Origin of the sequence: Mesorhizobium loti (assembly GCF_003148495.1) — a bacterium.
Lineage (GTDB): Bacteria > Pseudomonadota > Alphaproteobacteria > Rhizobiales > Rhizobiaceae > Mesorhizobium > Mesorhizobium loti.
In genome coordinates this window covers 404,021-426,297 of record NZ_QGGH01000002.1, presented here as the reverse complement: position 1 = coordinate 426,297, position 22,277 = coordinate 404,021, and the positions used below count along the sequence as shown (strand labels likewise).

Below are 22,277 nucleotides of genomic sequence, written 5' to 3'. Positions count from 1 at the left end.
GGCCCTTCGGATTTCGAATCTGATCACAGATTAAGGACGCTCTGCGCGCTTTGCCAGCGCTCTGCGGCGTGCTTTTGGTTTTGCCCTTGCCAATACTAAGGATTTTTCCTAAGTATATCGAGCCCCTTTTGACAGCGCCTCGACACCGACCATGACAAGCCTTCAGACCGCAACTCCCGGCCCTCCAACGATCGACGGCATCTTTCGCGCTCTTGCCGACCCGACGCGGCGACGCGTTGTGGAGCGACTGAACCGCAGTCCAGCCTCGGTCAGCGAACTCGCAGAGCCTTTCGAGATGGCGCTGCCGTCCTTCATCGAGCATCTCAAGGTGCTTGAGGTCTGCGGACTGGTGCGCTCGCAAAAGACCGGCCGGGTCAGGACCTATCAACTGGCAGCCGAGCCATTGAAGCTCGCCGAAAACTGGCTGGCCGAACAGCGCACGCTGTGGGAGCGCCGCCTCGACCAGTTCGACGCCTATGTGATGACCCTCAAGGAGAAAGAAGAATGAGCTATCTCTTCAAGCCGGATCCCAGACTGGACCTCGTGCTGGAGCGCGTCATCGACGCGCCGCGCGAATTGCTGTGGCGCGCCTTGACGACGCCGGAGCATGTCAAACAGTGGTTCACGCCGAAGCCGTGGATGATCACCGACTGCGAGATCGACCTCAGGCCGGGCGGGCTGTTCCGGACGCGCATGCAGTCGCCTGACGGCAACGAGGTCAACGACCGCCATTGCTGCTATCTCGAAATCGCGCCGAACGAGCGGCTGGTTTGGACGGACGCACTGCTGCCGGGCTACCGGCCGTCTGGAGAGCCGTTCATCACCGCAGTCATTTCCCTCCAACCGGATGGCCGGGGCACGCGCTACAGCGCCACCGCCATCCACCGCGACGAGGCGACCCGCAACAACCACGAAGAGATGGGTTTCTTCGACGGTTGGGGCACGGTGGCCGATCAGCTTGCGCAGTATGTGAAGACGATCTGATCTTCTCACATGACGGCTAGGACGTTGTCCTGGCCGTCATGCTTGTTTTCAATCCAGCAGCAGAGAGAGCGGGCTCCCTAAAGCCGGTGGTATTTCCGCCTCAATAGTAGAAGCGCTCTTCGGTGATCTTGCCGTTCTTGACCGTGTAGAGGCCAACTTCATCCATGGTGACACGCTCGCCAGTGGCCTTGGGCGTTATGTCGAACTTGAAGCGCACCGCGAACTGGTCGCCGTTGACATAGGGGCCCTCGACCGAGCCGCCATGCACTTCGTTGTTCTCCTGCCACCATTGGCCCTTCTGCCTGAGCGCCTCCTTGCCACGGGCGATGGCCATCGGCCCCTCCATGGCTTCGAGGCTGACAATATCATCGGCATTGTACTTCTCGGCAGCACCGACATGATCGCCCTGCTGGAGCAGCTCGGTGAAATCCTTGGCAATTTCCGCGATGGTCATTTGTGTTCCTCCTGTTCAGACGCACTGCAAATAGGGAACGATTTGCTGGCCGGCCATCGTCAGTCCGCGCTTTAGCTGACAAGCCATGTCAGGATGATGGTCGCGCGGACCATGTGACGATGATTTAAGGCGTTTACATCGCGGGCCGGGCATCGTCCTGGCCCGTCAATGGCCAATGGTGAGGCACATCGTACCGACCTTCCTGGATGAAGCTATGGACGAGCGCAAAACCCCGCACTGTCCAACTGATGGGGTTAATCGCCCTTTCGCGAATTTTGGGCACTCCCACTTTGTCGCGAAGCAGCGTGATATGCGGTTCAATGGACTTTGTGAGAAAGAACTTTAACGGGCTATCCGAAATCACTGCCGTGAGGTTTCGCCAGAACTCTTGCAGCGAAGGATTGCCGTCGCTGCTGCGTAAAACAAGCGCGCCACCGCCAAAAGCGCACAAACGATCAAAAGAAACGTCGAATGGTTTTGCGACAATCATCGAGCCGATGTGGTGAGCGAGTTCGACCAAGCCGTCCGGCAGTCCGCCATGGTCGCCGAGTCCAACAAGCGAGATGTGATTGGCAATTATTTTCCCTTTCAGCCCGAGTTCCTGGCGCCAAGCGGTCGCTTGTAGAGCGACAGGGTCGGCGATGGTGCCTTCCATCAGGTGACAGAAGAACAACCGATCAGTGCGACGACGCCTGTTCCGCTCATGCCAATTGAAAGATGTTTGACCGTTTTCAGCTGTGTTGAATGTGGGCAGTTCATTCATGTCATTCCTCCTTTGCGCCACCCACCTCCGCCAAGCTGGAAATTTTAGAACAAAAAGGGAACAAATCAAGCAAAAACGAAGCGAGCGTTGGTGCTTTCCGCATCAGCGCCCGCGAGTTCAACGGTTGAAGAAGCTGAGTTGGACTTGAAGCCTACGCCCCGTAGCCGATGATGCCCTTGACCTCGAGAAAATCGTGGGTCGCCCAGTCGGCATATTCGCGACCGTTGCCCGACTGCTTGTAGCCGCCGTGCGACGTGTGCTCCGTTTCAGGTATCGATGAACTAACCTGGCAGGATGGGGCAGTTGGCGCCACGCCGCAGACTGATATGCGCCACGTCGCCGGCGCTGAATTGAAAACCCTCGGCCTGGCGCGGCGCGTCGATGACAACAGGTGCGCCCTGCCCGAGTTCGGCATGGAGGCGCAGCGTGCGGCCGTGAAAGACGATGCTGTTGACGCGTGCCGGTGCGGTGCCGGGCGCGGCCTCGGTCATCGCCAGCAGATCCTCCGGACGCACGCCAATGGTCCGCACCTCGCCTTGCCCGGGTGACTGGCCGGTTTCAGAAATAGCCTCCAGCGGCAGGGTGCCGGCGGTGAAACGCAAGCGATCGCCATCGCGGCCGATAAACCGTGATTGCAGGAGATTCATGGTGCCGATGAAGCTCGCCACAAACTTCGTGGCGGGCCGGTCATAGAGCGTCGCCGGCGGCGCGATCTGCTCGATGCGTCCCTTGTTCATGACGACGATACGGTCGGAGATCGACAGCGCTTCGGTCTGGTCATGGGTGACCATGACGAATGTGGTGCCGAGCCGCGACTGCAACCGCTTCAGTTCAACCTGCATCTGTTCGCGCAGATGCGCATCGAGCGCCGACAGTGGCTCGTCGAGCAGGAGCACGCGTGGCTCGCAGACGATTGCGCGCGCTAGCGCGACACGCTGGCGCTGGCCGCCCGACAGCTCGGAGACGCGGGCGCCAAGCTTGTCCGCGAGACCGACCATGTCGAGGGCTTCGCCGGTGCGCTTTGCCTGCTCGCTGCCGGAAAGCTTGCGCAGCGACAGGCCGAAGCCGACATTTTCGGCGACATTCATATGCGGAAACAGCGCGTAGTCCTGGAACACAGTGTTGACCGGCCGGTCGAAGGGCCGAAGGGCCGTGATGTCGCGACCGTCGAGCACCACCTTGCCGCTCGACGGGCTTTCGAAGCCGGCAATGACGCGCAGGCTGGTGGTCTTGCCGCACCCGGAGGGCCCGAGCAGCGTGATGAATTCACCGCTGATAATGTCGAGATCGACAGCGTCGAGCCCGACGATGCCGCCGGGAAAAATCTTCGACACCGCCTGCAGCCGCACAAGGGAATCAGGCGCCATCGCGAACCTCGGACGGCTTCGTGGTGTTGACCCAGAGGATCTGGCAGCGCTCTGCGCCCGGATTGCGGAAGGCATGCAAAAGCGTGCTCTTGAACGCAAAACTGTCGCCGGCCTTCAGCACATATTTTGTCGAATCCACCACCAGTTCGACCTCGCCGGCCAGCACGAAGCCGAATTCATGGCCGGCATGCGCATAGGCCTCGGCGGTGCCGCCGCGGGCTTCCACCGTCACCAGCATGCCGGTCAGCGTCGCGCCCGGCGGCGACAGCAGCGCCTTGGCAATGCCTTCCGATTTCACCGGGATTTGCCGCCGCTTGTCGGCACGCACGCAATAGAGATCGTTGGCCGCATCGTTGCCGTCGGCGATCAGCGCCGACGGCTCGATGTCGAGGGCGGCGGCGAGCGGCCAGATCACCTTGACGCGCAGCGAGGACATGCCGCGCTCGATCTGGCTCAGTGCCCCGATCGACACGCCAGCTTTTGCGGCAAGATCGGCCAGCGACAGATTGCGCTCCAGCCGCAGCGCCCGCACGCGCCGGCCGACGCGAATGTCGGCATCGTCTTTCGGCTTCTCAGCCGCCTCGTCCAGCATGTCCATCAATTCCCGACCTCGTTTGCAGTGTCTCGGGTGACACCACGCGGCTAACGCCGCGCGGTGCTCTAAGGTTCAGCCGCCTGCCTTGACCTTTTCGAACATCTTGGCGAGGTCGTCATTCTGTTTCATCGGGCCGGTGAAGATGGTGGTCTTCAGCATCACTTCCGGGTCGGACGGCAGCTGCAATTTCTCCAGCTCTTCCTTCGGCACGGTGGCAAAGGCGGAACTCAGCGAGCTGCCATAGCCATAGGCCTCGATCAGGTATTTGCCGGAGTCGGCGTCCAGGCGGCTGTTGATGAAGTCATAGGCGAGATCGACGTTCTTGGCGTCCTTGAGCATGACGAAGCCGCAGGCCCAGGTCAGCATGCCTTCCTTCGGCTTCATGAACTCGACCGGCACTCCCTGCTTCTTCAGCGAGGTGGCGGACGCGTTCCAGGTCATGGCGGCGACCAATTGGCCGCTGGCCAGCGCCTGTTCGACGGAGGTCATGTCGGTGGTGTAGTTGGAGAGCAGCGGGCGCTGCTCGCGCAGCTTCTCGGCCACCTTGTCCATCTCGGCGGGCGTCATGTCGAACGGATTTACGCCGGCCAGAAGCGCGGCAACGATCGGCGTGTCATGCACCGCGTCGATGGTCGCCATGCGGCCTGCATACTGCTTGTCCCACAGAAGGTTCCAGCTCGCTTCCGGGTTCTTCACCAGATCGGTGCGGTAGAGGATCGAGGTGTTGCCCCAGTCCCACGGCACCATCCAGACCTTGCCGTCGCCGGCCTGCAGGTCGGGCAGGTTCTTGAACACAGGGAAGATCGAATCCCAGTTCTTGATGCGCTTGGTGTCGATCGGCTGCAGCAGGCCTTCCTTGTTCCAGCGCGCCACCTTGTCATAGCAGGGATGCGCAATGTCGGGGCGGAAGCCGGCCTTGACCTTGGTGAAGGCGTCATCGTCGTCGCCGAAGATCGAGGCCTCGACGCCATCGGGATGCGCGGCGAGGAAGCTCTTGTTGAAATCGGGCAGTTCGTAACCCGACCAGGTGAAATATTGCAGCTTGTCGCCGGCGAAAGCGACGGTCGACGACAGCGCCAATGCCAGGGCGGCCAGGCCGGCCCGGGCCGTCTTTCCGGATATCAGGTCGCCAGATTTCAGGTCGAATGCCATTGCAGTTCTCCTCTCTTGGTTTGTTTTCGTTGTGATGGATCGGCGGGCGCCGGCGCGGACAGGCCGCGATGGCGCAGGATTTCGGCTAATGCCGCGATGATAAAGGACACCGCCAGAATCGACGTGCCCAGCGCCATGACCGTCGGCAGTGATCTGGGGAACCTGAGCTGGCTCCAGATGTAGAGCGGCAGTGTCGGCTCGGTGCCGGCGAGGAAGAAGACGACGATGAATTCGTCGAAGGAGATCAGGAAGGCCAGCATGAAGGCCGAGACGATGGCCGGCAGGCTAAGCGGCAGCATGACCCGCCGGAAGGTCGTCCAGTCGGAGGCACCGAGATCGAGAGCCGCCTCGCGAATGGTTTTCGGGATGGCGGCGAAGCGGCTGCGCATGATCACCACGGTCGTCGGCAGCGCGACCAATATGTGGCCGAGAACGATGGCGATGCGCGATGGCCCGAGACCGATGAGGTTGATGAGGATCAGTAGCGATATGCCGACGATGACGCCCGGGATCAGGATCGGCAGCCGGGCGATGGCGCTGATGGTGGCGGCCAGCGGCGAGCGGCCATAGAGGTCCATGTAGGACACGGTGATGCCGCAGAGCGTAGCACCCGTGGCTGCAATGACACCGATGACGAGGCTGTTCAGGAGCGCACTGGTCAGCGCCGAATTGCCGAACAGCGTCGCGTACCAGTGCAAGGTAAAACCTTGCAGCGGAAACGCTGCCTGGATCGAGTTGTTGAAGGAAAACAGCGGGATCAGCAGGACCGGCAGATAGAGAAAGACCAGATAGGCAATGACGTAGACGCCAAGCCAGCCGCCGCCTCGCTGTGTGTGCCGCCCCTCGCTCATGTGCGGCTGCCAAATCTGCGGTCGGCGAAGCGCGCGACCAGCACCACGCACAGGATGACCAGCATGACGGCGACGGAGAGCGCTGCGCCAAACGGCCAGTCATTGGCCTTGCCGAACTCAGCCTGGATCAGTGTGCCGATCATGGTGCTGGCCGGACCGCCGACGAGAGCCGGCGTGACATAATCGCCGACCGTCGGCACGAAGACGACGAGGGCTGCCGCCAGCACGCCCGGCATCGAATTGGGCAGCACGACACGGCGGAAAGAGGTGAATGGCCGCGCGCCAAGATCGGAAGCGGCCTCGACCAGCGATTTCGGTATGGTGTCCAGCGCCACATAGATCGGCAGGATGGCAAACGGCGCGTAGGCGTGCGCCAGCGTGACGACAACGGCGGCCGGCGTGTTGAGAAAAGCCAATGTCGGCTCGGACCAGATGCCGCTTTCGATCAGCGCCGAGTTCAGCACGCCATTATAGGCGAGCACGATCTTCCAAGCGAAGACGCGCAGGAGATAGCTGGTCCAGAACGGCAGCGTCACCAGGAACAGCAGCAGGCCGCGCCGCCGGCCGGCGTGGAAGGCAAGGTAGTAGGCGACGGGATAGGCGGTGACCACCGTGGCCAGCGTTACCAGAGCGGCAATCACCAGCGAGCGCAGCGTCACCGTCCAGTACAGCGGATCTGACACCACCATGACAAAATTCGCCACGGTGAAGCCGGCGCCGAGCAGCGAACCGTCATTGGTGCGGAAGGCGAGGAAAAGCACGAGACCAAGGGCAAACAGGATCAGCAGGAAAGTGACCAGAGCGCCCGGCAGCAGCATGGCGACCCGGAAGCCCTGAGAAGACCGGGGCTCTGGCACTGGTGTTGCAACTAGGGTCGACATCGACCTGCCTATCGGAATTTTGAAATTAGCCTAGAGTTTTTCATATTCATGAAACTGTCAAGCGGATTCCCACTGACGGGAAGCGCCCTGGTCAGCGCTCCAGCGCATCGAGCAGGCGATACCAGGCGATGGTCGCGGCGACGCCGACCTGGCGGAAGGCGTGAAACGGGATCGGCCGGATTGGCGAGACCGGGAAGGGCAATTGCCTGGCGTCGCCACTTTGGAGATAGCCGGCGATGCGCTCGCCAAGCGCGGTCATCAGGCCGACACCACGGCCCTGGCAACCGACCACGGCGAGCAGGCCCTGCTCGGGCTCATGGATGTGCGGCAGGTGGTCCGGCGTCATCGCCACCCGGCCGAACCAGCGCCTCTCGATGGGGACGCCGGACAGCATGGGATAGAGCCGTACCAGTGCACGCTCGAGATGCGCCCAGTCGCCAGCGCTCGTCGGCAGCGCCATGCGGCCCCTTCCTCCAAGCACCAGCCGGCCGTCGGCGCTCTTGCGGTAGTAGACGAGGATGCGACGGGAATCCGACACCGCCTGCCCTTCCGGCAGGATCGTGGCCGCCAGATTGGGCGACAGCGGCTCCGTGGCGATCTGAAAGGAATGCAGCGGCACGATCGTCTGGGCGAGACCGGGGATCAGACCATCCGTATAGGCATTGGTCGCCAGCACGACTGCCTCTGCCTGCAATTCCGGGCCGTTTTCGGTCGAAATTCGCCAAATGCCGGCGGCATTGGTGAGCCGCACGACTTTTTGGCGCTCGGCTATCCTCACCCCAGCCGCGGCCGCGACACGGGCGAGTTCCGACGTGTAAGCGAGCGGATCGATGACACCGGCGCGGCGGTCGAGCCAGCCGCCGAGATAGCCCTGTGCACTGGTCTTGGCTGCGATCTCCGCCGCGCTCAGAAGCTGAACATCGGCGCCGCGCGCCCGCCATTGCCGGTCGCGGTTCGCCGCCGCCTTCAGCGCAACCTCGGTGTGCGCCGCCTGGATCCAGCCATTGCGAACGAACGGCACCGCCAGCTTCTCGTCGCGGATCAGTTCGAACACCGCATCGGCCGTCGACGCCGCGAAATTGACGAGCGCCTCGCCGCGCTCCGGACCAAAATGCTCCAGCAGCCATTCCGGATCATATTTCAGGCCGGGAATGACCTGGCCGCCATTGAGGCCCGATGCGCCCTGGCCGATCTCGCCAGCCTCCAGCACCTGCACCGACATGCCAAGCCCGGCGGCATGCAAAGCCGTCGACAGGCCCATAATGCCGCCGCCGACAATGACGACATCGGCCTTTTCGCCGCTAGGAAAAAGCGATTGAAACTTGGAAGTCGCCTGCGGCTTGTGCCAGATCGGATCGGAGAATGGTGCGGGCAAGGGTCACCTAGGATTCATTGGCAAAATGAAAATCCTAGATGTGATTTCACTATTTTGAAAGTGGGTTTTGATCCGGCGGCTCACAGATCGGAGCCCGAGGGTTTCCCGGCACAGCGAGTAGCGTCGGATAAAACAACGCTCCTCCTGCCGTATGGACGCGCGAGTCCTTGCCCGGAATTGTGGAGATTGCCGCCGCAGGATCCGGCAAGTTGCCGTCTTGGGATAGTTGGGTAGAGCTATCTCATCCGAACCGGTTGGTCGGCATGCCCCGAACGCCTGTCCGCACCGCGAACAATCCGCCCTCTTGCGGATTTGCCTGCAAGTGTCCCCTGCTCATGGTAAATCGCGCCGACGTGACGAAGAGAGTATCGAAATTCTCGCCACCAAAAGCGCAACTCGTAGGCCAGCTGCAGGGCAGGTCCACGACCTTGTCGAGAACTCCACCCGGAGAAATGCGGACGAGGCAGCCGCCGCCCGCAACGCGGCAATTCCAGACATAGCCCTCCGCATCCATGCACGACCCATCTGGCAGACCGCGCGGAAAACCCGAGAAGAAAAGTCGCCTGTCGGTTATTCGCGATTGCACCCTATCCCAGCGATAGCGGAATATCTGGTTCTTCGTCGTATCCGCCGTGATGAAAGTATCATCCGCCGTCCAGATCATGGTGTTGGTGATGCCGAAACGATCGGCGCTGAGCGCCTCCACAATGCCGGTCGTGTCGACGCGATAGATCTGCCCCGCATCTCGCGAGATATCGCGCGGAAGATCGTCCGGGCCGATATTGTTTTCCATGGTTCCGACCCACAATGAGCCGTCTGGGGCGACCACGCCCTCATTCAACCGTGTGTCCGGGCTATCCGGTTCGATCGTCGCGATGGTCCTGAAGGTTTCCCCGAAATCCCACAGCGCCACATCTTTTCGCAGCCCGACGATTGCGCCACCGTTCCGGCACAGGCCGATCGAGGTTGCGAGGTCCGGTGCTTGCCAGCTCCGGTGATCGAGAGTGTCCGGATCGAGCTGGTGGATACGCCGCCCGATAATATCCACCCAGATCAGTGTTTTCCTGTTTTCGTCCCAGATCAGGCTCTCGCCGACGACATCCCGGGCATCGAACACGAAAATCGCCTGCATCTCTCCGCTATCCATGCATTGCCTCGTTTGTCGCGCTTGTTGACTTCACTTGACAGACAGCATTTCACAAAGATATAGGCATTTCAAGAAAACATGTCATACAGGTTGAGGGCAAATGGTGGCCAATCGTAGCATGATGCCGGACGAGACCAATCCCGGGCTGGTCAGCGCCGCTATCCAGGCCATCACCCAATACATCCGCGTTGAAGGCCTCGGCCCTGGCGACCTCTTGCCCAGCGAAGCCGATATGACCCGCAGGCTCAGCGTCTCGCGGACAGTGGTGCGGGAGGCGTTTCGATCGCTGTCGGCGATGCGCCTCATCGATATGAGCGCCGGTCGGCGCGCCAGCGTCGCCAAGCTCGACATCGGTGCCATGTCGATGGTGATCGAGCACGGCGTCACCACCGAACAGATCAGCGTCCACCAGGTTTATGATGTTCGCCGCACCATCGAAATGCGCACGGTGGCGCTCGCCGCACTCCGGCGGAGTGATGCCGAGGCGGCTGAAATACAAGAATACGCGCGACTGATGCGCGAGAACTATCATGCGCCCGAGATCGTCATGGAGCACGACATCGCATTCCATGAGGCGATCGCGCGGGCCTCTCACAACCCGGTGTTCTCGTTGATCATCACCGCCTTCAGCGGGGTCACGCGACGCACCTGGGTGATCGGCTGGCGTACACGCGCCTCCGTGGAAGATCAGATCAAGATGATCGAGGGGCACGCAGATATTGCCCGGGCGATCATCGCGGGAAATCCGCAACTTGCCGCCGAACACATGGCCGCGCATTTCGACAAAAGCGTCAAGGCGCTGACCGACGCGGGGATCGCATGAAAATCCGCGCGATCGAGACCATTCGCATCGAAGAGCGACCCAATCTGCTCTGGGTCGAGGTGCACACCGACGAAGGCATCACCGGCCTTGGCGAAACATTCTTCATGGCGCGCACGGTCGCGGAATACCTGCACGAATATGTTGCGCCACGCGTCATCGGCCGCGATCCCTTGCAGATCGATCTGCTTTCCGCGGATCTGGTTGGCTATCTCGGTTTCCGCTCAAGTGGCGTCGAGGTTCGCGGCAATTCCGCCTTCGACATCGCGCTCTGGGACATTTTCGGCAAGGCGACAAACCAGCCAATAGCGCAGCTTCTTGGAGGCTTTTCACGGCAGTCCATCCGCACCTACAACACTTGCGCCGGCACCGAATACATCAAGGACGGCAAGGGACAGACCACCGCAAACTATGGTCTCGGCACAAAGCAAGGCTACGACGACCTGAACGGGTTTCTCCACCGCGCCGACGAATTGGCGGCGGAGCTCCTTGAAGACGGTATCACGGCCATGAAGATCTGGCCCTTCGACCATGCCGCCGAGAAAAGCAGGGGGCAGGATATCAGCGCCGCCGACCTCAAGGCTGCGTTGCAGCCTTTCGAGAAGATCCGCAGGGCGGTCGGCGACAGGATCGACATCATGGTCGAGTTCCATTCGATGTGGCAGCTCCTGCCCGCGATCAAGATCGCAAAGGCGCTCGCACCTTATGGCACATACTGGCACGAGGATCCGATCCGCATGGACAGCCTCGGCGATCTCAAGCGCTATGAGGCAGCGAGCCCGGCGCCGATCTCGGCGTCAGAAACCTTGGGCAGTCGCTGGGCATTCCGGGATCTGCTGGAGACCGGCGCTGCAGGCATCGTGATGTTGGACATTTCCTGGTGCGGCGGACTTTCGGAAGCACGCAAGATCGCCGCGATGGCGGAGGCCTGGCACCTGCCGGTCGCCCCGCACGACTGCACCGGGCCCGTGGTTCTGGCGGCGTCCACACATTTGTCTCTCAACGCGCCCAACGCACTCGTACAGGAGAGTGTGAGGGCATTCTACCGGACCTGGTATCGCGACCTTGTGACCGCGCTGCCTGAAGTCAAGGACGGCATGATCACCGTGCCGCCCGGCCCGGGCCTCGGGCTGGAACTCAATCCCGACCTCGGTCGGGCCTACACCGTCCATCGCCGCGTCTCCGACAAGGCGGACATCTGAAGTACACTCAACGGGAGGAATAGTAATGAAACGACTGACTGCAACGCTTTTGCTCGCTACGACACTGTTCGCCGGGCCTTCCATCGCCAGCGCTGATGGGCTCAACATCGTCTTTACGCACCATTCGTCGGCCTCGAACACCTTCTGGCAGGCGGTGAAGAAGGGCTATGACGATGCCTGCGGCAAGGTCGAAGCCAAGTGCAACATGATCTTCACGCAGACCGAGGGTTCGGTCGAGCAGCAGCTCGCCAACATGCGCGCAGCACTTGCCGCCAAGCCGGATGCCTTGCTGACCTCGATCGTCGACAACAAGGCGTTCGACGACGTCATCAAGGAAGCGCGAGACGCCGGCGTCCTGGTGATTGCGGTCAATGTCGATGACACGGAAGGCGCCAAGGGCAATGCCCGGCAGGCCTTCATAGGGCAAGGTTTCAAGCCGGCGGGCTATTCGCTCGGCAAGGCGATTTCCGAGAGCTTCCCGAAAGAAGGGCCGATCAAGGTTCTGGTCGGCATTTCCGCACCCGGCCAGAACTGGTCGGAAAGTCGCGGCGCAGGCGTGATGCAGTTCCTGGAAGAGTACAAGGCCGCCCATCCCGACCGCCAGGTCTCATGGGAGCGGATCGACAGCGGAACGGACCTTGCGGTCACGTCCGATCGTGTCGGCGCCTATCTCAACGCGCATCCCGACACCACAGCCTATTTCGACACCGGCTTCTGGTGCGCGGGCGTTGCGCGGTCCCTGCAGGACCGCGGTGTCGCGCCCGGCAAGGTCCTCCTTGGCGGCTTCGATCTGGTGCCGGAAGTCCTGCAGCAGATGCAGAAGGGCTATGTGCAGGCCCTGGTGGACCAGCAGCCCTACATGCAAGGCTTCATGCCAGTGATGGAAGCCTACCTGAACAAGAAGGTGGGCCTGGCACCCTCCGACATCGATACGGGCCAGGGCATCGTACGCCCGGACCAGGCTGATGCGATCATGGCGCTTTCCGCGCAAGGTCTGCGCTAGGCCCACACGCGCCATGTGTTCACCCGGCGGCGCCCGCGCCGCCGGGTGGTCCCTCGCCTCAATTCCTGGAGCCTGCCTTGAAACGCCTCTTCAAGACCTATCTGGAAAAACCGGAACTGGCTGGACTGATCCTGCTGGTGCTTCTGGTGGTGATTTTCGAGATCCGCTCGGACGGCGTGTTCCTCAACCAGGACAACCTTCGTGGCATACTCGGCATTCTGCCGGAAACGGGCCTCGTCGCCATCGGCGTCACGATCCTGATGATCAGCGGCGAGTTCGACCTGTCGGTTGGATCGGTGTTTGCGCTGATGCCGATGTCCATGGCCGTCCTCATGGTCGAGGGTGTGCCTTTCCCGCTCGCGTTGCTGACCGGCCTTGGCGTTTGCGCGGTCATCGGCTTCATCAACGGCTATGTGACGATCCGGTTCGAGATTCCGAGCTTCATCACCACGCTTGGCATGCTGTTCATAGCCCGGTCGCTGACGATCGTCGTTTCGGGCGGGTTTCCACCGCTGCTTCCCGCTGATCTGCCGAACTGGCTGTTCACCTCGTTTGTCGGTCCCGGCCACATGTTCCGCATGTCGTTCCTGTGGTTTGTGGGAATTGCCGTGCTGACGTCGCTGATGCTTTCCCGAACCAATTTCGGCAACTGGATAAAGGCCACCGGTGGCTTCCATCCCGCTGCCGCCTCGATGGGCATTCCGACCGCAAGGGTGAAACTCGCATGCTTCATGCTTTGCTCGATGCTGTCCGGTTTCGCCGGCATGTTGCAGGTGCTGAGACTCGGCTCTCCTCTGCCTTCCATCGGCGAGGGTCTGGAACTCCAGGCAGTCGCCTCGGCGGTCATCGGCGGCGCTTCGCTGGCAGGCGGCATCGGTACGGTCGCAGGCGGCATCATCGGCACGATCCTCATCCGCATTATCGACAACGGGCTTGTGCTCTCGCAAGTCGATGCGAACTGGTTCAAATTCGCGATCGGCTTCCTGACCATCTTCGCCGTCGTCGCCAATGCCTGGATGCGCAAGCGTGCCAAGGCGATCAAGATGGAGAATTGAGATATGGACGACGCGATCATCTCCGTCCGCAATCTTCACAAATGGTACTCGGGCGTCCATGCGCTGAAGGGCGTGAGCCTCGACTTCAAGCGGGGCGAGGCGCTCGGGCTGATTGGCGACAATGGTGCCGGCAAATCGACGCTCATCAACATTCTGTCCGGCGTCCAAACGGCCGATGAGGGCGAAATCCTGGTCGACGGCAAGCTGGTGCGGATCGCCAGGCCGCGCGATGCGATGAACCTCGGTATCGAGACCATCTACCAATACAATTCCATGGTTCCCACCATGTCGATTGCCAGGAACCTGTTTATCGGGCGGGAACCGACGCGGTTTTCCGTGTTCGGCGTGGGCATCCTCGACCAGAAGAAGATGGGCAGCGAAAGCATCAAGGCGATCGCCAATGTCGATCTGCATCTGCGCTCGCCCGATGCGCTGGTCGGCGAACTGTCAGGGGGCCAGCGGCAGGGCGTCGCCATCGCGCGCGCCATGCACTTCAAGTCGAAGGTGATGATTCTCGACGAGCCGACCAACCATCTGTCGGTGAAGGAAACGCAGAAGGTGATCGGCTTTGTTCGCGGCTTGAAGGAGCAGGGTGTCACCGGCGTCTTCATCAGCCACAACATGCACCACGTTTTTGACTGCTGTGATCGTGTGGTCGCGATGGCGCGCGGCGAGGTCGTGCTCGACAAGCGCATCGAGGAAACCTCCATCGACGAAGTCCACAACGTGCTTTGAGAAGCGGGGAATGGTGATGACGAACCTTTCCGGCAAAGTTGCGCTGCTGACGGGCGGTCTGGGTTCGCTCGGCCGTGCCCAGGCTGCCGCACTCGCTCGCGCCGGCGCTCGCGTGCTTTTGCTTGACCGCCCTGAGACTGTCGAAGGACCTGGGATCGCCGCTGAATTGGCGTCGGCAAGCAAGGGTGCGATCGTCTATATCGGCTGCGACTTGAACCAGTTGGCCGAAGCCGAAGCGGTGGTCAGGGCGCTCGCCGACGAAGAAGGCGCGATCGACATTTTGATCAACAACGCGGCGCTTATCATCAACCGTCCCTTCGAGGACTTTTCACTTACCGAATATGAGGACCAGATCCGCGTGAATTCCTCGGCTGCCTTCGCGCTGGCGCGCGCCTGCGCTCCTGGCATGAAGAAGAAGGGCCACGGGAGGATCGTCAATTTCTGTTCGGTGACGCTGAACGGCCGCTGGGAGGGTTACGTGCCTTATGTAGCCTCGAAGGGCGCCATGCTGGGTCTCACGAAGTCGCTGGCGCGGGAATTGGGACCGCACGGCATTACCGTGAACGCAGTGTCGCCGGGCGCTGTCGTTTCCGAGGCGGAGGAGCGCGTTTTCGGGGAACGGCTCCAGGAATACAACGACTGGATTCTGACCAACCAGAGCTTGAAGCATCGCATCGAGCCGCGGCACGTCGCCGATCTCGTGCTGTTCATTGTTTCCCCGGCCTCGGACATGATCAGCGGCCAGAACATCAGCGTCGATGGTGGCTGGTAGAAGTGGCTTTCCGTCGATGACAAACAGTGATGCGGTCGAGCTTGCCGACGGGCGCGCAAGCCTAGTGGTGAGCCCTCGCCAGGGCGCCGCCATCCTGCGCTACGACGCGCTGCGCCCCGGCCGGGTGCCCACGCCTGTTATCAAGCCATCGACGGGCCTGCTGAAGTTCGGGTCCCAACTGTTGATTCCATGGTCGAACCGTATTTCCGGCGGGGGCTTCGAGTTCGAAGGGCGCTACCATGCGATCGAACCCAATGTCGAAGGCGAGCCGTTCCCGCTCCATGGCGACGGTTTTCAAAGGCCGTGGCGGCTGACACGACGAACCGGCACTGAAATGGAGCTGGTTTTGGAAAACGGTGCAATCGGGCCCTATCGCTACCATGCAAGTGTCCGCTACGCGCTGGAGGATGGCGCGCTGGCCGCGGCCCTGACCGTCGAGAACCGCGCCGCCATGTGCTTGCCCTACGGGCTCGGCTTCCATCCCTGGTTTCCGCGCAGCCCGCACACCTCGCTCCAGGCATCGGCGACAAGGATCTGGCTGGAGGACGAACGCCATCTGCCGACGGCGGTTGTGCCGCTCGCCTCCCGCCCGGACTGGGATTTCTCGCAAGCTGTGCCCCTTCCCGACACCTGGGTCAACAATGCGTTTGAAGGCTGGGACGGCCGTGCGTCGATCGCCCAGCCGGATGACGCCATCATTGTCACGGTCGAGGCATCGTCGACGCTGAACGTCTTCGTCCTTTATTCGCCAGCACGAGATGCCGATTTCTTCTGTTTCGAACCGGTTTCACATGTCGTGGACGCCCATCATGGCAGTGGCCTGATCGCGCTGGAACAGGGCAGATCGACAAGCGCGCATTTGCGTCTACGCTGGGATGAGCTGTAGCGCCGAATCGTGAGTTGCTAGGCGGCGTTCTTCGGCGCAGGGACATGGCCTGTCCGACTTGAAGAAGAGACCATGGCACTCCACAATGTTGAAACATCCTGCCCTGTGACGAGAGAGTAGTGACGAACATGATCTTTCTGCTTGATGACGATGGTGTCTTCCTCGGCCGCGCTCGATCACCGGCCGCGCCCCATCCCCTGATGGTCACGGTCCGCGACGGCACGGTTTTCGACATCACGTCGCGTGCGGCTCCGACTGTGCGTGACATCTGCGAGATGCCGGATCCTGCCGGCCATGTGCTATCGGCCAAGGGCAGACCGATCGGATCGCTCGATGACATCGCCGCCAACAGTTTTGAGGCCAAGCGCGATCCGGCAAAACCGTATCTGCTCTCCCCGGTCGACCTGCAGGCGGTCAAGGCCTCGGGCGTCACCTTCGTCGTCAGCCTGCTGGAACGGGTGATCGAGGAACAGGCGCGCGGTTCGGCTGAAAAAGCCGACGCCATCCGCGCCGACATTGCCGGACTGATCGGCCACGATCTGTCGAAGCTGAAGCCCGGTTCGCCCGAAGCGATGGAGATCAAGGCCAAGCTCATCGCGCGCGGCGCCTGGTCGCAATATCTGGAAGTGGGCATCGGCCCCGATGCCGAGATCTTCACCAAGTGCCAGCCGATGGCCTCGGTCGGCTTCGGCGCCGATGTCGGCCTGCACCCGGTGTCGACCTGGAACAATCCGGAGCCCGAGATCGCCATGATCGCCGCCTCAAGCGGCAGGATCGTCGGCGCCACAATCGGCAATGACGTCAATCTGCGCGACGTCGAAGGGCGTTCGGCGCTGCTGCTCGGCAAGGCCAAGGACAACAATGCCTCGGCCGCTCTCGGTCCCTTCATCCGGCTGTTCGACGACACATTCTCGATCGATGACGTCAAGCGGGCCGTCGTGCGCCTGAAGGTCGAGGGCGAGGACGGGTTTTCGCTGGAGGGCGCAAGCTCGATGGCCGAGATCAGCCGCTCGCCGGAAGAACTGGTTGCCGCCGCCATGGGCTCGCACCACCAGTATCCGGATGGGCTGGCGCTCTATCTCGGCACCATGTTCGTGCCTTCCAAGGATCGCGGCGAGAAAGGCAAGGGCTTCACCCACAGGGTCGGCGACATCGTCACCATCTCGTCGGAAAAATTCGGTGCGCTGGTCAACCGGGTGCGGCTGTCGCCCGACTGCCCGCACTGGACCTACGGCGCCAGCCATCTGATGCGGGAATTGGCGAAGGCCGATCTGATCTAAGCCGGCTTTCGCCCCGGATCGCCATCAACACAATTTTATGCGGAATCCGAGTGACTAAGGACGCAATCCGCTCCAAGATCGCGGCGCGGTCGGGGGGCCGTCCGTATGTCCGATTCGCCGATACTATTGGTGCGCAATGTTGCCAGAAGCTTTGGCGGCACGGTCGTGCTCGAAGACATGAACCTTGTGATCGAGCGCGGCTCGATCCACGCGGTGGTCGGCGAAAGCGGCGCCGGCAAATCGACGCTGATCAAGGTGCTGGCAGGCATCGTCCGGCCGGATAGCGGCACCATCGAGTTTGACGGCAAGAAGGCAACGATCAGCAGCCCCAATGCGGCGCGAAAGCTCGGCATCGGCGTCGTCCTGCAGCAGCCCGGGCTGTTTCCGGAGCGCCCGGTGCTCGCCAATCTGTTCGTCAATCGCGAACCGCTGCACAATGGACTGATCTCGCGGCGCGAAATGGAGGCGCGCAGCCGTGACCTGCTTCGCCAGCTTGGCCTCGCCGTCGATGTTCGCGCCCCGCTCGGCGATCTCGGGCCGGGTGAGCGGCAACTGATCGCGATCGCCCGCGCGCTTCTGGAAAACCCGAGACTGCTCATCCTCGACGATCCTCATTCGGCGCTCGACCGGCGCGGGACAGATCGGCTGTTCGCGGTGCTGCGAGGGCTGAAGGCCAAGGGCATGAGCATGCTCTACGCCTCGAACCGGCTGGAGGATGCGCTGGCCATTGCCGACCAACTGACGGTCATCCGCAACGGCCGCGACGTGCTGTCAAAGGCGCGACAGGAGCTGACGACATCGGAGGAAGCGATGATCGGCCAGTTGCGCCAGTCGCTGTTTCCGCTGCCGCTCAGGGCCATGCCGACGCTTGCCGGCACGCTGCGGCCGCAGCTCGCAGTTTCCGGGCTCGGCGGCGGCAGATTGAACGGGATCAGCTTCACGGCGCGCGCGGGCGAGATCGTCGGCCTTGCCGGGCTCGCCGGCTCCGGCGTGTCGGACCTGCTTGCCCTGTTGTTCGGACAGCACAAGGCGCGCGTGAGCAGAGTGCGCTTCCCGGACGGGGACGGGTTGCCGAAGACCCGCACGGAAGCGGCGCGGCGCAACATCTGCATGATTTCAGGCGAGCGCGGCAACGGGCTGATGCAAGACAAGTCCATCGCCTTCAACCTGGCGAACGTCGTCGTCGGCGCACGCGACTGGGGGTCGCGCTGGTATTCACCCGTGATGGCGGTCGCGCGCGCCGCGCGGCAGATCGAGGCGCTGCGCATCAGGTCCGCTCCGGAGACGCGGGCGGGCTCGCTGTCGGCCGGCGGCCAGCAGAAAGTGATCATCGCCAAATGGCTGGAAATCGGCCCGCAAGTGGTGCTGTTCGATGAGCCGGCGCGCGGCATCGATATCGGTAGCAAGCAGGAAATCTACGCGTTGATCCGGCAGATGGCGGCCAGCGGCTGCATCGTGCTGCTGCATTCGAGGGAGTTGTCCGAGCTGACCGGCTTGAGCGATCGCATCCTTGCCTTCCACCAGGGCCGGCTCGCGGGCGAGATCGCCGGCCCCGACATGGATGGCGGGAGGCTGCTGCAGCTGATCGCGGCGGGCGAGGCAGAGGGCGAAGGCCGACAGATCAAGCTGGAGAGCGTTGCATGACCAGAACCGATACCGCACCGCCTTTGGCCGGATCGGCGAACCGTAGGCCGGGGCGCCGCATTCGGCTACCGGCTGAGACCGGTGCCGCCGTCGGGCTCGCCGCCATGCTCGGGCTGCTCGGCTGGCTCCAGCCTTCCTCCGTCGATGCAGCCAATCTGTCGTCACTGCTGGAGCAAGCCGCCCTGCCCGGCCTGCTGGCGATCGGCATGGTGTTCGTGCTCGCCATGCGCGAGATCGACCTCTCGGCCGGTGCGGTGTTCCATCTCACGGCAACCTTCGCAGCCCTGCTCGTGGTTGCCGGAATGAACCCCTGGCTCGCCGCCCTGGCGGGTATCGCGGCCGGCGCCGGGCTCGGCCTGATCAACGGCCTTCTGGTGATCGCGCTGCGCCTGCCAGCTCTGCTGGTGACGCTCGGCACGTGGTGGATGATCCAGGGCCTGTCGCTGGTCGTCGGCAAGGGACAGACAATCGCGCCGCCGGGCGCGGATGGGAGTGTCTTGGCCACGCTGTCGGGCAAGGCGTTTGTCATTGTGCCGGTGACAGGCATCGTCTTTGTCGTGCTGGCGATGGCAATGCATGTCGTGCTTCACCGCACCCGCTTCGGCTACCGGGTCCAGGCCGTGGGCAGCAATCCGCGGGCTGCCGCCTATGCCGGCATTCCAACAGGCAAGGTCAGGGTGCTGACGCTGGTGCTGATGGGTGCGATGGCTGGGCTTGCCGGCGTGATCCATCTCGGCGCCCAGGGCGCCATTGCCCCCGGCGACGGCGGCACTTTCGCACTGCTGGCGATCACGGCGGCCATCATTGGCGGCACATCGCTTTCGGGCGGCAACGGCAGCGTCATCGGTGCCGTGATCGGCATGCTGGTCCTGCAGGCGATACTGAGCGCCATGACCTTGCTTGGCGTGGATGCCATCTGGGCCGCCTTCGCCACCGGTGCCCTGATTGTGCTTGCCCTCGCGATCGACAGGCTGGTCAATCTCTGGCGCAACCGGCGCGCCGGACACGGTGAAGACAATCTGCTCGGCTGAGCCTCGACACCAATTATCCGACAGTCGGAAAATCACCTGAACTGATGCAATCTGATGGGAGCGTTGATGGCGCCTCGTCAGACGACAACTACATCTGCAGATGGAGGCTTGCCATCCGCCGAAAAAGGGAATGCTCTGACGCATTCAACCGGCGCTGGCAAAAGACGCAATCCGGCGGTCGCCGGAACACAAGGGACGGATCCGGAACTGATCATCTGCAAACGGGAGGAAATCAAATGCTGACACGGCTAAGACTCGTTCTATACGGCCTGTTGGTGGCGCTGATGGTGATACCAGCAGCGGCACAGGCCAAGACGTTCTACTGGATTTCGCATGGCGGCCCGGCCGACCCGGTCTGGACCTACTTCCTGGCCGGCGCCAAGCAATGGGCCAAGGACACCGGCAACACCGTCAACACCTCGTTCCACAATGGCGATGTGGCCTCGCAGCAGGAGGCGGTTCGCGCCGCCCTCTCCGCCAAGGCCGATGGCATCGTCACTACGAGCCCCGATCCGGGCAGCCTTGTCGAGATCGTCAAGGAAGCGCGTGCGGCCAACATTCCGATCATCAACTTCAACACGCCTGACCCGAAAGCCAATTTCAACGCCTATGTCGGCGGCGACAACGTCACCTTCGGCAAGCACTGGGCGCAGTATCTGGTCGACAAGGGCCTGGTGAAGAAGGGCGACTTCGTCTGGATGCCGGTCGAGATCCCCGGCGCCACCTATGGCGTCCAGGAAGAGGAAGGCATCAAGAGCGTCTTCGGTCCGCTCGGCATCACCTATGAAATCACCGAAGCGACGCTCGACCAGGCCGAAGTGATCAACCGCATGGTCGACTACCTCACCGCCAACAAGGCCAAGGTCAAGGCGATCATCGGCCTCGGCGACCTCGTCACCGGCTCGATCAAGCGGGTGTTCGACCAGGTCGGCGTCAAGCCGGGCGAAATTCCGGTCGTCGGTTGGGGCAACTCGCTCGACACCACCCAGGAAGTGCTGAACGGCTATGTCAATGCCGGCCAGTGGCAGGACCCGCAGGCGACCAGCTATGTCGCGCTTTCGCTGGCCAACATGGCGGCCAGCGGCATTCCCCCGGGCTTCAACGTGATCACCGGCGCGCTCTACGAAAAGGACACGGCCGCGGTCTACGACAAGATCCTGTCCGGCAAGTAAGATCCCAAACCCAAGCAGTCGCGATCGCCCTGGCGGTCGCGACTGGCTTCTCCATTCGCCGAGCCTTTCGCACGCCTATGTGCAGGTGTCAGCCAATCCCCATCATGTCGCGGGTTATCAGTGGAAAACCATTCCCTCATCCAACGCCTGATCGCGCGGCCCGAGTTCGGCCCCTTCGTACTGCTCGTCGTCGAGATCGCCGTCTTCTGGAGCTTCAATCACGACTTCCTGTCGCCGCAGAACATCTCCAACACGCTGGCCTTCACGGTCGAGCTCGGCCTGATCGCGCTGGCGATGACGCTGTTGATGACGTCAGGCGAATTCGACCTGTCCGTCGGTTCGCTGTTCGGTTTCTCGCCGGTGCTGATGTGGACGCTGTTCAACAGCGGCCTCACTTCGCTTGAGGTCGGCTTTGTCGCCGCGCTGCTGGTTGCCGCCCTCATCGGGCTGGTCAATGGCTGGTTCGTGACGCAGCTCAAGATCCCGTCCTTCCTGGTGACGCTCGGCATGCTGCTGGTGGTGCGTGGCACCGCCCTCTTCGTCACCGACGGTTTTCCGCAGCGCACCTGGAGCGCCGAGGGCAGCTGGCTCGCCAACATACTGGTCGGCGACTTCTTCATCGGGCCGTTCCGCATCTACATGTCGCTGTTCTGGTTCATCGCCGCGGCGATCGCGCTCGGCTATGTGCTGACGCAAAGCCGCACCGGCAACTGGATCCAGGCGGCCGGCGGCAACCCCAGTGCGGCGCGCGCGCGCGGCGTCAATGTCAGCGGCGTCAAGATCGGCCTGTTCGTGCTGTCGTCGGTCATGGCGTCGCTCGCCGGCGTCATCTCCTCGCTGCGCACTTCGGCAGCCAACCCCAACAGCGGCACCGGCTATGAGCTCGAAGTCATCGCCATGGTGGTGATCGGCGGCACGGCGCTGACCGGCGGGCGCGGCACCATCATCGGCACCGTGCTCGGCATCCTGATCCTGCGCGTCATGCGCAACGGCATTGTGCTGATCGGCGTGCCCGGCCTTGCCTACAACATCTTCATCGGCGCCATCATCCTTGGCATGATGGCACTGCATTCATGGCTGGAACGCCGGCATCAGGCGGGGACTTGAA

23 protein-coding genes are annotated in these 22,277 nt (G+C 62.4%); 14 read left to right on the top strand and 9 right to left on the bottom strand.

Going from position 1 to position 22,277, the window contains the following annotated elements; translation table 11 throughout:
* The first annotated feature begins 151 nt into the window (after positions 1-151).
* Positions 152-508 (top strand): ArsR/SmtB family transcription factor, encoded by a 357-nt coding sequence (locus tag C8D77_RS10485; protein ID WP_109662091.1) that lies wholly within the window; start codon positions 152-154, stop codon positions 506-508.
* A complete protein-coding gene (locus C8D77_RS10480) occupies positions 505-984 on the top strand; it encodes an SRPBCC family protein (protein ID WP_109662088.1) in 480 nt (159 codons plus the stop codon). Before C8D77_RS10485 ends, C8D77_RS10480 begins: the two co-directional genes overlap by 4 nt.
* A 100-nt stretch (positions 985-1,084) precedes the next feature.
* Here C8D77_RS10480 and C8D77_RS10475 read toward each other — a convergent pair whose 3' ends face one another.
* The 9 genes from C8D77_RS10475 to C8D77_RS10435 all read right to left on the bottom strand — a co-directional run bounded on the left by C8D77_RS10475 (position 1,085) and on the right by C8D77_RS10435 (position 9,569).
* Positions 1,085-1,438 (bottom strand): nuclear transport factor 2 family protein, encoded by a 354-nt coding sequence (locus C8D77_RS10475; RefSeq protein WP_109662086.1) that lies wholly within the window; start codon positions 1,436-1,438, stop codon positions 1,085-1,087.
* A gap of 133 nt (positions 1,439-1,571) precedes the next feature.
* Positions 1,572-2,201, bottom strand: coding sequence for a 2'-5' RNA ligase family protein (locus C8D77_RS10470; protein WP_109662084.1), 630 nt, complete (start codon positions 2,199-2,201; stop codon positions 1,572-1,574).
* A 281-nt stretch (positions 2,202-2,482) separates the two neighbouring features.
* Positions 2,483-3,568 (bottom strand): ABC transporter ATP-binding protein, encoded by a 1,086-nt coding sequence (locus tag C8D77_RS10465; protein ID WP_109662082.1) that lies wholly within the window; start codon positions 3,566-3,568, stop codon positions 2,483-2,485.
* On the bottom strand, positions 3,558-4,166 hold the full coding sequence (locus C8D77_RS10460; protein WP_109662080.1) for a cupin domain-containing protein: 609 nt from the start codon (positions 4,164-4,166) through the stop codon (positions 3,558-3,560). The genes C8D77_RS10465 and C8D77_RS10460 overlap by 11 nt, the downstream gene beginning before the upstream one ends.
* A 69-nt stretch (positions 4,167-4,235) precedes the next feature.
* Positions 4,236-5,315 carry an ABC transporter substrate-binding protein gene (locus C8D77_RS10455; protein WP_109662078.1) on the bottom strand — a complete coding sequence of 360 codons (1,080 nt, stop codon included), beginning with the start codon at positions 5,313-5,315 and terminating at the stop codon, positions 4,236-4,238.
* The gene (locus C8D77_RS10450) at positions 5,300-6,166 is read right to left on the bottom strand and encodes an ABC transporter permease (protein ID WP_109662076.1); all 867 of its coding nucleotides are present in this window, start codon (positions 6,164-6,166) and stop codon (positions 5,300-5,302) included. The genes C8D77_RS10455 and C8D77_RS10450 overlap by 16 nt, the downstream gene beginning before the upstream one ends.
* Positions 6,163-7,047, bottom strand: coding sequence for an ABC transporter permease (locus C8D77_RS10445; protein ID WP_109662073.1), 885 nt, complete (start codon positions 7,045-7,047; stop codon positions 6,163-6,165). The genes C8D77_RS10450 and C8D77_RS10445 overlap by 4 nt, the downstream gene beginning before the upstream one ends.
* A gap of 91 nt (positions 7,048-7,138) precedes the next feature.
* Positions 7,139-8,422 carry an NAD(P)/FAD-dependent oxidoreductase gene (locus C8D77_RS10440; protein ID WP_109662071.1) on the bottom strand — a complete coding sequence of 428 codons (1,284 nt, stop codon included), beginning with the start codon at positions 8,420-8,422 and terminating at the stop codon, positions 7,139-7,141.
* Positions 8,423-8,663: 241 nt separating this feature from the next.
* Positions 8,664-9,569 carry an SMP-30/gluconolactonase/LRE family protein gene (locus tag C8D77_RS10435; RefSeq protein ID WP_109662069.1) on the bottom strand — a complete coding sequence of 302 codons (906 nt, stop codon included), beginning with the start codon at positions 9,567-9,569 and terminating at the stop codon, positions 8,664-8,666.
* A gap of 100 nt (positions 9,570-9,669) precedes the next feature.
* Between C8D77_RS10435 and C8D77_RS10430 the strand changes: the two genes are divergently transcribed.
* The 12 genes from C8D77_RS10430 (at position 9,670) to C8D77_RS10375 (ending at position 22,276) form a co-directional block, all read left to right on the top strand.
* The gene (locus tag C8D77_RS10430) at positions 9,670-10,392 is read left to right on the top strand and encodes a FadR/GntR family transcriptional regulator (RefSeq protein WP_109662067.1); all 723 of its coding nucleotides are present in this window, start codon (positions 9,670-9,672) and stop codon (positions 10,390-10,392) included.
* A complete protein-coding gene (locus tag C8D77_RS10425) occupies positions 10,389-11,591 on the top strand; it encodes a mandelate racemase/muconate lactonizing enzyme family protein (protein ID WP_109662065.1) in 1,203 nt (400 codons plus the stop codon). Before C8D77_RS10430 ends, C8D77_RS10425 begins: the two co-directional genes overlap by 4 nt.
* A gap of 25 nt (positions 11,592-11,616) precedes the next feature.
* A complete protein-coding gene (locus C8D77_RS10420) occupies positions 11,617-12,594 on the top strand; it encodes a sugar ABC transporter substrate-binding protein (protein ID WP_109662062.1) in 978 nt (325 codons plus the stop codon).
* 77 nt (positions 12,595-12,671) lie between these two features.
* A complete protein-coding gene (locus C8D77_RS10415; protein WP_109662061.1) occupies positions 12,672-13,649 on the top strand; it encodes an ABC transporter permease in 978 nt (325 codons plus the stop codon).
* A 3-nt stretch (positions 13,650-13,652) separates the two neighbouring features.
* The gene (locus tag C8D77_RS10410; RefSeq protein WP_109662060.1) at positions 13,653-14,384 is read left to right on the top strand and encodes an ATP-binding cassette domain-containing protein; all 732 of its coding nucleotides are present in this window, start codon (positions 13,653-13,655) and stop codon (positions 14,382-14,384) included.
* 16 nt (positions 14,385-14,400) lie between these two features.
* The gene (locus C8D77_RS10405; protein ID WP_109663286.1) at positions 14,401-15,156 is read left to right on the top strand and encodes an SDR family oxidoreductase; all 756 of its coding nucleotides are present in this window, start codon (positions 14,401-14,403) and stop codon (positions 15,154-15,156) included.
* A gap of 16 nt (positions 15,157-15,172) precedes the next feature.
* Positions 15,173-16,042: an aldose 1-epimerase gene (locus tag C8D77_RS10400; RefSeq protein ID WP_109662058.1), complete on the top strand. Its 870-nt coding sequence runs from the start codon at positions 15,173-15,175 to the stop codon at positions 16,040-16,042.
* 119 nt (positions 16,043-16,161) lie between these two features.
* A complete protein-coding gene (locus C8D77_RS10395) occupies positions 16,162-17,322 on the top strand; it encodes a fumarylacetoacetate hydrolase family protein (protein WP_170136720.1) in 1,161 nt (386 codons plus the stop codon).
* A 105-nt stretch (positions 17,323-17,427) separates the two neighbouring features.
* Entirely contained in the window at positions 17,428-18,966 is a 1,539-nt protein-coding gene (locus C8D77_RS10390; protein WP_109662054.1) for a sugar ABC transporter ATP-binding protein, read from the top strand.
* Entirely contained in the window at positions 18,963-19,997 is a 1,035-nt protein-coding gene (locus tag C8D77_RS10385) for an ABC transporter permease (protein WP_109662051.1), read from the top strand. The genes C8D77_RS10390 and C8D77_RS10385 overlap by 4 nt, the downstream gene beginning before the upstream one ends.
* A gap of 236 nt (positions 19,998-20,233) precedes the next feature.
* A complete protein-coding gene (locus C8D77_RS10380; protein ID WP_109662050.1) occupies positions 20,234-21,169 on the top strand; it encodes a substrate-binding domain-containing protein in 936 nt (311 codons plus the stop codon).
* Positions 21,170-21,289: 120 nt separating this feature from the next.
* Positions 21,290-22,276 carry an ABC transporter permease gene (locus C8D77_RS10375; RefSeq protein WP_109662047.1) on the top strand — a complete coding sequence of 329 codons (987 nt, stop codon included), beginning with the start codon at positions 21,290-21,292 and terminating at the stop codon, positions 22,274-22,276.
* Position 22,277: the final 1 nt, after the last annotated feature.

Excerpts from the sequence above, each read along its gene's own strand:
- C8D77_RS10485 (WP_109662091.1), top strand. The coding sequence starts at position 152 with ATGACAAGCCTTCAGACCGCAACTCCCGGCCCTCCAACGATCGACGGC.
- C8D77_RS10480 (WP_109662088.1), top strand. The coding sequence starts at position 505 with ATGAGCTATCTCTTCAAGCCGGATCCCAGACTGGACCTCGTGCTGGAG.
- C8D77_RS10475 (WP_109662086.1), bottom strand. The coding sequence starts at position 1,438 with ATGACCATCGCGGAAATTGCCAAGGATTTCACCGAGCTGCTCCAGCAG.
- C8D77_RS10470 (WP_109662084.1), bottom strand. The coding sequence starts at position 2,201 with ATGAATGAACTGCCCACATTCAACACAGCTGAAAACGGTCAAACATCT.
- C8D77_RS10465 (WP_109662082.1), bottom strand. The coding sequence starts at position 3,568 with ATGGCGCCTGATTCCCTTGTGCGGCTGCAGGCGGTGTCGAAGATTTTT.
- C8D77_RS10460 (WP_109662080.1), bottom strand. The coding sequence starts at position 4,166 with ATGGACATGCTGGACGAGGCGGCTGAGAAGCCGAAAGACGATGCCGAC.
- C8D77_RS10455 (WP_109662078.1), bottom strand. The coding sequence starts at position 5,315 with ATGGCATTCGACCTGAAATCTGGCGACCTGATATCCGGAAAGACGGCC.
- C8D77_RS10450 (WP_109662076.1), bottom strand. The coding sequence starts at position 6,166 with ATGAGCGAGGGGCGGCACACACAGCGAGGCGGCGGCTGGCTTGGCGTC.
- C8D77_RS10445 (WP_109662073.1), bottom strand. The coding sequence starts at position 7,047 with ATGTCGACCCTAGTTGCAACACCAGTGCCAGAGCCCCGGTCTTCTCAG.
- C8D77_RS10435 (WP_109662069.1), bottom strand. The coding sequence starts at position 9,569 with ATGGATAGCGGAGAGATGCAGGCGATTTTCGTGTTCGATGCCCGGGAT.
- C8D77_RS10430 (WP_109662067.1), top strand. The coding sequence starts at position 9,670 with ATGGTGGCCAATCGTAGCATGATGCCGGACGAGACCAATCCCGGGCTG.
- C8D77_RS10425 (WP_109662065.1), top strand. The coding sequence starts at position 10,389 with ATGAAAATCCGCGCGATCGAGACCATTCGCATCGAAGAGCGACCCAAT.
- C8D77_RS10420 (WP_109662062.1), top strand. The coding sequence starts at position 11,617 with ATGAAACGACTGACTGCAACGCTTTTGCTCGCTACGACACTGTTCGCC.
- C8D77_RS10410 (WP_109662060.1), top strand. The coding sequence starts at position 13,653 with ATGGACGACGCGATCATCTCCGTCCGCAATCTTCACAAATGGTACTCG.
- C8D77_RS10405 (WP_109663286.1), top strand. The coding sequence starts at position 14,401 with ATGACGAACCTTTCCGGCAAAGTTGCGCTGCTGACGGGCGGTCTGGGT.
- C8D77_RS10400 (WP_109662058.1), top strand. The coding sequence starts at position 15,173 with ATGACAAACAGTGATGCGGTCGAGCTTGCCGACGGGCGCGCAAGCCTA.
- C8D77_RS10390 (WP_109662054.1), top strand. The coding sequence starts at position 17,428 with ATGTCCGATTCGCCGATACTATTGGTGCGCAATGTTGCCAGAAGCTTT.
- C8D77_RS10385 (WP_109662051.1), top strand. The coding sequence starts at position 18,963 with ATGACCAGAACCGATACCGCACCGCCTTTGGCCGGATCGGCGAACCGT.
- C8D77_RS10380 (WP_109662050.1), top strand. The coding sequence starts at position 20,234 with ATGCTGACACGGCTAAGACTCGTTCTATACGGCCTGTTGGTGGCGCTG.